The 11,572-nt window shown below is 32.2% G+C and carries 16 protein-coding genes; 5 read left to right on the forward strand and 11 right to left on the reverse strand.

Going from position 1 to position 11,572, the window contains the following annotated elements; all coding sequences use genetic code 11:
- Positions 1-99 precede the first annotated feature (99 nt).
- From MY1_RS07140 to MY1_RS07150, 3 genes are read left to right on the forward strand one after another with little or no spacing between them, the layout of a single operon-like run.
- On the forward strand, positions 100-2,262 hold the full coding sequence (locus MY1_RS07140; RefSeq protein ID WP_048110509.1) for a biofilm-associated protein: 2,163 nt from the start codon (positions 100-102) through the stop codon (positions 2,260-2,262).
- A 39-nt stretch (positions 2,263-2,301) separates the two neighbouring features.
- Positions 2,302-2,814, forward strand: a complete 513-nt coding sequence (locus MY1_RS07145; protein WP_007551244.1) for an adenine phosphoribosyltransferase — start codon at positions 2,302-2,304, stop codon at positions 2,812-2,814.
- A 1-nt stretch (position 2,815) separates the two neighbouring features.
- The gene (locus MY1_RS07150) at positions 2,816-3,607 is read left to right on the forward strand and encodes an S-methyl-5'-thioadenosine phosphorylase (protein WP_007551245.1); all 792 of its coding nucleotides are present in this window, start codon (positions 2,816-2,818) and stop codon (positions 3,605-3,607) included.
- Here MY1_RS07150 and MY1_RS07155 read toward each other — a convergent pair.
- Genes MY1_RS07155 through MY1_RS07170 form a run of 4 tightly spaced genes read right to left on the reverse strand, consistent with a single transcriptional unit; the run spans position 3,604 to position 4,927 of the window.
- Positions 3,604-3,888 (reverse strand): hypothetical protein, encoded by a 285-nt coding sequence (locus MY1_RS07155; protein ID WP_048109994.1) that lies wholly within the window; start codon positions 3,886-3,888, stop codon positions 3,604-3,606. The two genes, MY1_RS07150 and MY1_RS07155, sit on opposite strands and share 4 nt — an antisense overlap.
- Positions 3,889-4,287 (reverse strand): hypothetical protein, encoded by a 399-nt coding sequence (locus tag MY1_RS07160; protein WP_007551249.1) that lies wholly within the window; start codon positions 4,285-4,287, stop codon positions 3,889-3,891.
- Positions 4,288-4,309: 22 nt separating this feature from the next.
- Entirely contained in the window at positions 4,310-4,663 is a 354-nt protein-coding gene (locus tag MY1_RS07165; protein WP_048110511.1) for a hypothetical protein, read from the reverse strand.
- A 33-nt stretch (positions 4,664-4,696) separates the two neighbouring features.
- Complete coding sequence (locus MY1_RS07170) at positions 4,697-4,927, reverse strand: hypothetical protein (RefSeq protein ID WP_007551252.1); 231 nt, start codon at positions 4,925-4,927, stop codon at positions 4,697-4,699.
- Between the two features lie 70 nt (positions 4,928-4,997).
- Here MY1_RS07170 and MY1_RS07175 point away from each other — a divergent pair, with 70 nt between their 5' ends.
- Positions 4,998-5,453: an Hsp20/alpha crystallin family protein gene (locus tag MY1_RS07175; RefSeq protein ID WP_007551253.1), complete on the forward strand. Its 456-nt coding sequence runs from the start codon at positions 4,998-5,000 to the stop codon at positions 5,451-5,453.
- On the opposite strand, the gene MY1_RS07180 is transcribed toward MY1_RS07175, so the two are convergent.
- The 7 genes from MY1_RS07180 to MY1_RS09935 form a co-directional block, all read right to left on the reverse strand.
- Positions 5,454-6,560: a DNA topoisomerase IV subunit A gene (locus MY1_RS07180; RefSeq protein WP_007551254.1), complete on the reverse strand. Its 1,107-nt coding sequence runs from the start codon at positions 6,558-6,560 to the stop codon at positions 5,454-5,456.
- Positions 6,547-8,385: a DNA topoisomerase VI subunit B gene (locus MY1_RS07185; RefSeq protein ID WP_007551255.1), complete on the reverse strand. Its 1,839-nt coding sequence runs from the start codon at positions 8,383-8,385 to the stop codon at positions 6,547-6,549. Before MY1_RS07185 ends, MY1_RS07180 begins: the two co-directional genes overlap by 14 nt.
- On the reverse strand, positions 8,372-8,944 hold the full coding sequence (locus tag MY1_RS07190) for a KH domain-containing protein (RefSeq protein ID WP_007551256.1): 573 nt from the start codon (positions 8,942-8,944) through the stop codon (positions 8,372-8,374). The genes MY1_RS07185 and MY1_RS07190 overlap by 14 nt, the downstream gene beginning before the upstream one ends.
- The gene (locus MY1_RS07195; protein WP_007551257.1) at positions 8,941-9,750 is read right to left on the reverse strand and encodes a serine protein kinase RIO; all 810 of its coding nucleotides are present in this window, start codon (positions 9,748-9,750) and stop codon (positions 8,941-8,943) included. Before MY1_RS07195 ends, MY1_RS07190 begins: the two co-directional genes overlap by 4 nt.
- 112 nt (positions 9,751-9,862) lie before the next feature.
- On the reverse strand, positions 9,863-10,159 hold the full coding sequence (locus MY1_RS07200; RefSeq protein WP_048109998.1) for a DUF424 domain-containing protein: 297 nt from the start codon (positions 10,157-10,159) through the stop codon (positions 9,863-9,865).
- Positions 10,159-10,581: a translation initiation factor IF-2 gene (locus MY1_RS07205; protein WP_048110000.1), complete on the reverse strand. Its 423-nt coding sequence runs from the start codon at positions 10,579-10,581 to the stop codon at positions 10,159-10,161. Before MY1_RS07205 ends, MY1_RS07200 begins: the two co-directional genes overlap by 1 nt.
- A gap of 68 nt (positions 10,582-10,649) precedes the next feature.
- The gene (locus tag MY1_RS09935) at positions 10,650-10,793 is read right to left on the reverse strand and encodes a DUF5679 domain-containing protein (RefSeq protein WP_007551261.1); all 144 of its coding nucleotides are present in this window, start codon (positions 10,791-10,793) and stop codon (positions 10,650-10,652) included.
- Positions 10,794-11,043: 250 nt separating this feature from the next.
- Here MY1_RS09935 and MY1_RS07210 point away from each other — a divergent pair, with 250 nt between their 5' ends.
- Positions 11,044-11,532: a hypothetical protein gene (locus MY1_RS07210; protein ID WP_007551262.1), complete on the forward strand. Its 489-nt coding sequence runs from the start codon at positions 11,044-11,046 to the stop codon at positions 11,530-11,532.
- The last annotated feature ends 40 nt before the right edge of the window (positions 11,533-11,572 follow it).

Here is an 11,572-nt window from a genome sequence, read left to right on the forward strand (position 1 = left end):
GATTAAAGAAGTTTACTGATGAAAAATACTTCATCAACAAATACAAAAGCAGTAAAATACCCTTTAAGGTTTAATTGAGATATGAAATTGTTTGAAATTATGAGCAAACCCTCAATCAGAGGAGTTTTCCTTTCCATAATCTTATGTTTAACAGTGGCAATCATCATTCCAGCACATGCTGAAGGAACAGTAGATGCAAAAAGTTTTTCATTTGAAGAAACTACGATTATTGAATTTACTAATACTGGAAATGTTGATGTAAGCGCATTTAGAATTTGGTTAGGTAGTGATAATAATTTTAAATCATTTAAAACAGAAAATGGATGGATTGGTGAAAAAACTCCTCAAGGAGTTATAATATTTACTTCATCATCAGAAGTTATCAAACCAGGAGAATCAATAAAGATTGGAATTAAAACAGATAAAATATCTTCAGGAATTAATTGGAAAGCACTTGATAAAAGTGACCAACAAATAGAAATTGGAAAAACGATTGCAGGTGAATTACCAAAGCCGGTAACAATTTCTAAACCAGTAGCAAAATCAGATACAACAGTTTCAGAGGAAGGGGTTTTAGCAAATTCATCTTTCAGAATTATTCCAGAAAAACCAAATGTGGGGTCAACTATAAGAATAACTGGAGATAATTTTGGTGCAGCACAAGAATTAGATTTTTTTATAAATTCTAATAAAATTTCTAGCTTTGTCACGAATGATGCGGGTTATTTTATTACTACGGTAAAAATTCCAGAAAATATTGATGCGGACAGAGTAGACTTCATAATCAAAGATAAAAATAATCAAGAGAAAAGCATCAGTTTAAGATTAGAAGAGCCAAACAATAGAATTCCAGAATCAGATAACATCCCACTAACAATTGTCGGACTACCAGAAATATTACATAGAACAGATTTTTTAGAAATTTCAGGGACAGCACAGCCAAATAGTGCTATAACAGCATCAGTAAAAGATCCTGAGGGAAAGATCATCAACACAAGAACAGCAAAAGCTGATGCAAAAGGAAATTGGAAATTAGCAGAACCAATAATTGTTCCATTAGATGCACCATTTGGAAGATATAGCGCCATTATCTCAGATGGTAGAGAGGAAAAGACAACTTCATGGATGATAGAAACATCAAAAGTAATTCTCATAAAACCAATAACCTTGAAATTTAATCCTGGAGAGACAATGAAATTTAATGGCACCGCATTGCCAAATAAATCACTAGAGTTAATTTTAGAAGATCCACTTGGAATTGAAAAAACCTCAGATATCATTGAGATAGATGAGACAGGAAATGTTGAATTTGAATATCCAACAATAGCAAATGTAGACAAAGAAGGTACATGGACATTAATTGCAGAACAGGATGGAAAAAGAGAATTTATTTACGCAGGATTAGGAGAGATCCCATCAATACCAATTAACATTGAATTTGATAAATTAAATTATAAATCAACAGAAACTGCAAAAATATCACTAACTGGAAAGCCTCTAGATAAACTAACTATGTTAATTGTTGATCCATCAGATAAACCAAAAATAATTGCAGATAATAAAAATACTGTTTCCATCACATTAGGTCAAGACGGAAAAAAAACATATGAATTAGAACTAAGTGGATATTCATCAGGAGCATACACTGCTATTATCAACAAAGGCGCTTCTAAAAGTTCGGAGGTATTCACAGTGGGATTACAAACAGGTTCTGGTGTAATTAAAATTGGTAGCACAAAATTAGATTATAGACCGGGAGAGGCAATCTTAATTTTGGGAGATACAAAAGAAAACTCACTTTTAACACTCACACTAAGTGACCCTGATGGGACAGTATGGAAAACTAAAGAAATATTTTCAGATAAGAATGGAAAGATTGCAGATGATAGTTTAAGATTACCATCATCAGCAGAACCAGGCATATGGATAGTCAATGCAAAAAGCGGCTCGAACTTTGATAATGTTGAGATCGAAGTAATAACTTCTAAAGAAGAAGGACTTGTAGTTACAGTAGAAGAAGGTATAGAAATTTCAGGATATGGAAAAAGTCTTAACATTAAAGTGATAAATGCAGAACAAACAGTAAAAATGATAATCCTAAATTCAGATGGTGAAGAAATAGAGGCGTTATCATTCCCATCTAATAAAGAAGGCGAAATTAAACAACCATGGTTTATTCCAAAAGGCACAATACCAGGAACATATACCATCAAAGTAACTGATGCTCATAATACTGCTGAAACTACATTTACTATAAAATAACTTCAAACAATTTTATTCCACCTATTTTAAATTCAATACATGAATCTTAAAGAGAAAATATCTGAATTTCCAAATTTCCCTAAAAAAGGAATATTATTTAGAGATTTTAGTCCACTTTTAAAAGATCCATCAGCATTATCATTTATTGCAGATGAATTTGCAAAACATTTCCATCCAAAAGATATTGATTTGTTTGCAGGTATAGAATCAAGAGGGTTTTTACTTGCATGTATTTTGGCTACCAGATACAATAAGGGAATGATAATGATTAGAAAAGTAGGAAAGTTACCAGGTAAGACTAGCAAACTATCATATAAAATTGAATACGGTCAAGATACAATTGAAATTCAAAAAGACATAATCAGCAAAGGACAGAAGATCCTAATTTGTGATGACTTACTTGCTACAGGAGGAACTGCCAAAGCTTCTGCAAAACTAATCGAAAAAGTAGGTGGAAAAGTTGCGGGATTTGCATTCATTATTGAGTTAACAGAACTAAACGGAATTAAAGGAATAAATCAATACAATTGTAAATCATTGGTCAAGTATTAACATGGAAAAAGATGTAGAGATCGGAATTTTTGGAGGAACAGGAATTTATGATTCCGGAATACTAGAAAACCCGCAAGAAGTTACAATAGATACACCATATGGAAAACCATCAGATTCAATTACAGTGGGAATTTTCAAGGGAAGAAAGATTGCATTTTTACCAAGACATGGAAAAAAACACACAATTCCCCCACATATGATAAACTATAGAGCAAATATTTGGGCATTCAAAGAATTAGGGATAACTAGAATAATTGCACCTTCTGCAGTTGGAAGTTTGAAAGAAGAGATAGAGCCAGGCCATTTTGCATTACCTACACAGTTCTTAGATTTCACAAAATCAAGAAATGGGTCATTTTCAGAACTTGGAAGGGTTATCCACATCTCAGTAGCAGATCCATTTTGTCCTGAATTACAATCATCAATTCTTAAAGTAATAAAAGAGAAAAACTTTCCAATTCATCAAGATTGCACATATGTTTGCATTGAAGGACCAAGATTTTCCACCAAGGCTGAATCAAAATTCTACAGAAGTACAGGTGCAGGTATTATTGGAATGACATTAGTTCCAGAATGTCAGCTAGCAAGAGAAGCTCAGATGTGCTATGCATCAATTTCAACAGTTACAGATTATGATGTATGGGCAGAAAAACCAGTAACAGCCAAAGAAGTATTAGAAACGTTATCAAAAAACGTAGAGCGAACAAAAAAAATTCTAACAGATTTAATTAATCAAATTCCAAAAACAAGAAGTTGTTCTTGTTCTAAGGCTTTGGCAGAAGCTGAATTTTAGTCATCAACAAAAGATTCTCTTTTCAAACCCTCAGGTAATGTAAGATCTCCTTGAAGAAGGTTCAGTTGTAATGAATTTATTACTTCATCAACATTATATCCTAATTTTTCTAATTTCTTTTCTGTGACTTTGGAAATTTTTGCACCTATATTTTGACCTCCAATTCTACCAAACGCTATTGCATTGAATCTAAAAGAATGAGTATCGATTGTAAAAGTACCAGTTATTTTTGCTGCCATCTGGCTTCCATGAACATTATTAATGTGAACTTTAAGATTCATTTAGATTTCTACTGCTTTGTTGATATTATCATCAACCAAAAAGCTCCAGTGTTTATCATCTTCAACTTTGAAATGATTTACTTTCAGAGAAACGATTTGTTCATCTAAACATTCATGTTTTATTTCAGAATTTTCTTTCAGTCTAACTAATTTCCATTTGTACTTTCCTTGTTGTAATTTACATACAGTAACACCCCATTTTGCATCTGGATCAATTTTTGGCATTCCTACCAAATCTGCTAACTCTTCAATTCCAAGCTGTTTTTCCTCACAAAATCGTTTTTTACATACACCGCATCTCCAGACATCAACTGAACCTATGGTTCTCTCGTCAATGTTGATGTTAACTACCCCAAAATACACTGGTTGATGTTTACAGGATTCGGTATCAATACTCAATGTTGTTCACAAAACATTAGGATTATTTAGTTCTTGCATCATCATATGATTTTTCTAGAACCACACCTATATTGTCAACAATCTTATTTCTCTTAAATTCGATATTTTCACGTTCACAGAATTTTCTATACATGTTTACAGCAGTAAATCTAGGATGCATTGCCTCAAACTCGGTTTCAGAAATATCTATGAAAGCACCCAATGTCATTAGTTCCTTAGCAGTTTTCAAAGCATCCTCAGTTGAAATATTTAGTTTTTCTGCAATAGTTGTAGGAGTCATTTTTCCATGACATGTAATTAAGAGAAATACTTTAGCTTGTAATGGAACTAGTTTTATTTCTGAAATTAGATCCTTTTCTACTCTAGAAATTTCCATCATTTTTAAAATAAAATCTAAGCAAATAAAGAATTATTTTGATTCCCTTTTTACCAATAGTTTCTTTGATATTTTTAGTGAGAATCCCATAGCAATAAAATGAATTACACCGCCTATTATTGCAGCTTGCATCAAATTATCAAGAATAAACCAAGATATTGCAAAAGTTGTAATTGATGGAACTGTGACAATTACAGCAATAATTGAGCCTTTCAAAATAATCTCTTTCATAGTAAGTTTACTGGTTTTATTATCATTAGACATAAACAATTTTCAAAAAATGGTAATAAAAACCAAAGATACTTTATATTTGGTCAGAGTCAAATTGAGTTACTTGGCAAGTTATAAGGGAACATATTCAAATGAACAATCGTTAAACTTTGTAATTCCAATAATGGTAATTTTGTTTTTAGGAATTATTTACATAATGACCCAAAGAGCAGGTTCAGGTTTTGTTAGTTTTATCCTAATTGGAGCTGCGGCAATTACAATGTTTTATTGGATTCATGTTCTAAAGAAAATGACTAAGGATCAAAAACCAGTATACAATGCTAGGGAACAAGAAACTAAAAATTGGGTCTATGATTTGATCAAAGGAGATGCAGATTTTGTATTTGTATCAGAAGTTCCTGGTCCAGAAGACAAGATATCAGTTAGACTAATTGACGGCGTATTGTATATTCGCGGTTCTGGAGGATTTTCAAAAGAAGTTCCAATAACAGGATCAAATGAAATGCAAATTCAGGATTTCAAATATAGAAACGGCGTACTTACACTAAGAATAAAATAACTACAAACTTTTTGCAAGTTCTAATTTTTGTGGAAGATATTTATCAGTAATGTTTGTCAAACCATATTTTGAAAATGCTTCTAATTCAGCTTTTCTTTTAATTTTAAGAAATACATCCAGTTCTTTTTTCCAAATACCTTCTTGATATCTTGGATCAGTTTGTAAATCATAGCATCGTTTAATGTCTGATTCAGTCATTGGGATTGTAGGAAGTTTGAATTTTTCAATATCAGTAGCCCATACACCTACCCATTTTGCATCAGGAACAGTGAGTTCTCGAAGATGTGCAGCATTTGCTGAACCAGATTTTATTACCATTGCAATATGTTCTCCATACACATCACCATCGGTCAGAATAATTACTGGTAGTCCTAATTCATCATGAAGTCTCTTTAAAAGAGTTCTAGTAGAACGAGGAGCTTGTCCTCCAGTATTAATGATAATAGATTTGAATTTCTTATCAACTTGTTCTTCAACAAATCTTGTAAACAAACCACCTTTTTCAATGGCAATTACGATTTCAGCACTTGTATCTAATAATTCGGCAGTAGTAAGACTTGGACCAATGGCATATCCATCAGGATGGTTTGAAAGATTCATTTTTTTTCCTTCGTATCCAGGAATAGTGTATTCTATATTCAAATCTCCAAAAATTGAGCTTCTCTCTTCAGGAAAAATATGAAAATCTTCTCGGGGTTTTGATAATACGGCTTCGAGATCAACTATAATGTTATCAGATTCAGATTGATCTTCAAATTCAATTGCGAATGCTTGAGATGAATAATACACATCTCTTAACGTAGATGATTTTTTTTCTTGTGTTAATCGGTTAGCAAAAAATGCCAACCACATTAATTGTGTAAATGATCTTAATTGAGATGAGTTTCTAGAACTTCTAACAGCAGCAGAGTTTCCTAAGATATATTGTCTAAGTTTTTTATCATAAACAATATTACTGACTGATCTGCTAGGTATTGAAAATTTTGGAAATTGTCCGTTATCTAAGTCACCATAAACTTTAGCACCATGATCTTTTAGGGCATCGATAATATTCTGCTGTTTTACTTTTGCTTTTTGCTTACGATCTTTAATTTTATTTGTCGTCAACTGTAATCTCCTCTTCTAATAATTTCTTATAATTTGGTTCTTTAGTCTTTCCGGAAAGTTCTGTACAAAATTGCGAAATAAGGGGCAGATACTTTGCATATAGATTTGCTCTTTTTTTTGCCATCTCGGCTTGACCACGTTTTGACATGTATGCTGCAAGTTTTCTAGAAAGAAATTGTAAACCTAATCTTAATTCACGTTCTATTTCTTGTCTATCAGCAACATTTTCTTTTCCAACTGTTTTGTAAGGTATTCTAGTTGAACAAATATGAGATACTATAACAAAAGGAGGATCACCTTTGACTTTATACCTACTCCAATCGGTATCATTTACAACTTTGAGAACTACATCGCTTCCTTCATCATAAAGTAATGGAATTCGATTAGCATAACGGTAAACATGTGGTCCACCTGGTTTAATTTCACCACCGTAAGCAATACCCATCTCCACAACAAAGGGAAAACCAGAATAGGCAGATGCTGGACGCTGAACCACTGCGCAGAAATCAGGTTTGAAGAATTTCTTCATACCTTTCTCAAGGGGTTCTTCCCCTAGGGGAGCTAAACAGCTAGGATCAGGTGAAAGAAAATCCTCAAATTTCTGTAATGAATCACTTAGTTTTACAAGTTCTTCATTTGTCAATGATCCCATCCGTTTTTCAGGTTTGAAACCTGCAAACTCTGCAAACTTTACAGCAGTTGAAGGCCCTATTCGTTGAAATCGTTTAGTCAAAAATGCAGTTAGTGTTTCACCCTGAACCGTGCCAGTTAATTGTTTATAGTAAGGATTATCAGAATCAAGATCAATTGTTTTTGCTTGTGAATCACCAAAATCCCAATAGTATAATTTTTTATTTGGTACATCAATATCATCAATTCTAACTTTACTAAGTTTATCAAAATCCATTTCAAGAAAGGACATCAAAGAAATAACAACTCTTACAGGTCTGGAAAGAGTTTTCCAACGTTTTGCTGCTTTATCCATAATTCCAGTAAAGGTGAGATTTTTTTTTGCCAGTCCCAAATCTTTCCTAACTTTTTCAATCATTATATCATCAATGTTTGGAATTTCGAATTGAGATTCAACCATCATACGTCTAATTGTTTCAACATCAATACCATGTGCATGAGGTCTAATAATTGTCGGTGCAGGTGGCATCTCATTTACAATTTTAGAGTAATGGAATTTTTCTCCTTTAGGATCATCAAAAGTTATTGTTGCATATGGCGTAATCAAAGAGGTTTCATAAACATAATCTTTAATTTTTGAACCTGCTTTTGCATAATCGCCTTCAAGACAAATACTGACAGAAAGACCCCTTTTTGTTACTTCTTTGGTATTATGTTTTAAAATCACAGGTTTATTTTTTTGAATATCCAACAACAATTCAAACTCGTCCTGAATTTTTCCATCAGTGGAACTTTTAACATAAACCGGTTTGTTTGTGGTAATTTGTCCATATAGAATCGCCATTGTAGCTCCTAGACCAAACATTCCTCGTGCCTGTTTTAATCCAAATTTAGAGCCATAAAGTACAGTTCCAAAGGCTAATGGAACATGTTTAGATTCTATTCCAGGACCATTGTCTTTTACAGTTAAGATGTATGGTTTAGGATCCGGAGCGTCTGGATCAACAGCCTTTATTGAAAGATGGACATCAGGAAAGATTCCTTTTTGATCACATGCATCTAAAGAGTTTTCTACAAACTCCCTTACAGCGGTATAAAGTGATCTAGTAGGATTGCTAAATCCGGCTAAATCCCTATTTCTATAAAAAAACTCACTTGGTGAGATCTGATTAAATTTTTCTTTAATAGAAGACATCTTGATTTTCCCATAGTTGCATTTTTTCTTGTTTACTTTTTCTATTTGCTGCTTCTAATTTGTTGTAAACGGCACCATGTATACTACCATTTGATATTGAGGATATTGCATCTACAACCAATTTTAGTTTACTAGTATCTCCAATTATTGAAACAGTTTTTCCATATACAGAAATATGAGTCCCAGTTAAATTTTCCATGTTTTTTCTTGCCTTACCGCCTTCTCCTATAATTCTCCCTTTTATCCTTTCAATATTTGCATTTGATTTTCCGGCAAACTCCCTCAAATCTATCACGTGTAATGCATTTTCACCCTTTAGTAAACTCATTGCATTATCAGGAGAAAAACCTCTACCTATTGCAGTTACTATCTCCATAGCTTTGAAAGGTTGAATACTTTCAACATCACCGTTAGATTTGATAAAAACTTCACCTGATTCACCATCGATATCTAAAGTAACATAACATAGCTGTTCAATCTTAGATTTTACTGAACCGGATTTGCCAATTAATACGGCTATACGTTCATTTGGAATTCTAAGTATTTTTTCAAAACTCATCCTATGATATCCTCAAATATTTTAATTGGATCTTCAACTGAAATTCCTCTTTTTGAAAAGAATCTTGTTATATTATTAATGTCTCTTTTAAGAAATTCTTGAGCATTAGGATGCCTAAGATCAACTGCAGACCCGAGATCAAAAAGAACCAACCCATTAGGAGTTTTAAAAATATTATATTCTGAATAATCGCCATGAACTAATTGTGCCTTTTGATAAAGTCTGGTAATTATAGAAATTGATTGGGCATAATCAGTTTCATCAACTTCTGATTCAAGTAGAATTTTTGCGGGTGAACCGTGCTCGCCAATAAAATCTAAAGCAAGAACATTATTTGATAAATAAAGAGGCCTTGGGACAGGAATTCCACATTTGTAAGCCTGTGTTAAATTTCGATATTCTTTTTTTGCCCATAAATAAATCAGGTTTTTTGTTCCTCTTTTTATTTTTGAAAATCTTGGATCACCCGTAATGTATTGTTCACGTTTCTTAAAATTTGAAGCACTAATCAAATAAATTTTTAATGCAACATCATTATTTTTTTCATCAACAGCCCAAAATAGAACTGACTCTTTTCCTGCACTTACAGGACCATTAACATATGCAATAACATGATCTGTGATCATTTTGTATAATGTCATAACAGTTGGTTTGTCTAAGACTTCGTTGATCACTTTACCTTTTTTGAATCCATCGTCTAATCCTCCTCTTTTTGATTTTGAAGTTAATTTATGATCAACTTTAGATTCTAGTTTTCTACTTAGATCATCATATAACAAATCATCAGACATTAGATCATCGGACAATGAATATCATCACACTTACTAGATAAAAGAGATTTCCTTTAGTGAATTTGATTTAAAAAATATACTAGATGGTGATAGATAAAATAACTTCATAGTTTTTCATTGAATGAATTTACATTTTAAAAACGATCAAAAAAGGCACTCCAGAAATTTTTTTTACTCCATTTTCAGAACCAATTCCAAGTTCTAAAGAAAGAGAGATAGTATCTTTGCCAACCATATTAATTATATTTGAACTTTCTAGCAATTTTTTAGCTTCATCAATTTCAATTATTTCATTACCATAATAGCTCTCACTAATTTTCATGGTCAACTCATTTTCGGATATACTTTTTCCAAGAAGTTCTGCATCGCATATATTTAACATTAAATTTTTTTGATATTCAGTAGTTTTAACTGAGAATCGCATTACGCATATTTACCTTTTAGAGTAGATTTAGCACCGCAAGCTTCACAAATCAAAAAAGAGATCCTATTTTCTTTTAGTATTTTTGTATCAGGACTTTTGCAAGTATGACACTCAAGATAATCTTTAACATAAATTTGGAAAAGACGTGTAAAGTCGTCAGGAGCTCTTCTCCCAACAAACATAGCCTTGTCACCTAAGCGTTCAGCTGGAACTGCAAATTCTTTAGAAAGATATTGTAAGACTTTATCAGGATCCCGACGAAGTACTTTAGGAAATTCTGAAAAATTACGCAGAAATGTTTTTTGGCCTTCCCACATAACATCCACGACAGGAAGCTCAAATCTAGTAGTAGATACTTTTTTAGAATCGCCTAGTTTATCTTGAATTCTCTTAAGCAATGTTTCGTAATCTGATTTAGCCACTGAAAATTTGTGTATACTGTACCCTATATTGGTTTTTGAAAAAGAGAAATCGTGTGGATTTTGTTGGCCTACATCTTTCCTATTCGGAAGACGTTAGTTCCACATGTTGGACAAGTGCCTTTTACAGCAGGGCGTCCATTTTTTAGTTTAGTTTCTTTGGGATCCTTTACTTGTCTTTTAGCTCTGCATTTTACGCAATATGCTTCTACCATTATGAAAAATGTCTCACGTGGTGGTATTTAGGAAGAGCCTGTGAAAATTATTTAACTATAGACTAGATGGGCGTAAATTTTCTTACACATCAATAATCAAAGATTATAAAAAATAATAAGAAATATTGTAATTTTTTTAATATTTATCATAATAATTATATATGAATGGATTTTTTTTACTATTTATTCAACATTAGACGAAATTTTGAAAGGTTTACCAGTTATAAACACCATGATTCTAGAATAAAAAATGGCATCTAAAAAAGGAATTATAATCACTATTATCATTTTAGCATCAATTACAGCTGCCAGTTTTCTCCTTTGGATTGTACCTCAAGAAAATCCAGCAACTTTGGTCGTTTCAGACTATGAAAACTATCTTGAAGGAGTAAAGAAAATTCATCAAGTATTACAAGAATCTATAGAAACTGAATTTCAGAATCTTTTAGATGGAAATACTTCTCCAGATGAGTATATCTCAATAACAGAAGTAACGACTTCGCAAGTTACAGCTCAAATTAGTGAGTTTGTAACATCAAAACCAACAGAAGAATGGCAAAATAGCTACATTACCTATATGGAAGCTATGAAAAAATTTAATGAATATATTATAGAAACTAAGGTTGCAGCAAATATGCTAAAAGTTGGTCAAATAGATGCTGAAACTTTACAAAATATTGAATCATTAAGATTAGAAATACAAGAATTAATCAAAAAATCAGACGAGTTAAGACCATAGTTAGGCTCAAAACATAATTATCATATTTATAAAAGTTGGA

It is taken from the genome of Nitrosarchaeum koreense MY1, assembly GCF_000220175.1.
Lineage (GTDB): Archaea > Thermoproteota > Nitrososphaeria > Nitrososphaerales > Nitrosopumilaceae > Nitrosarchaeum > Nitrosarchaeum koreense.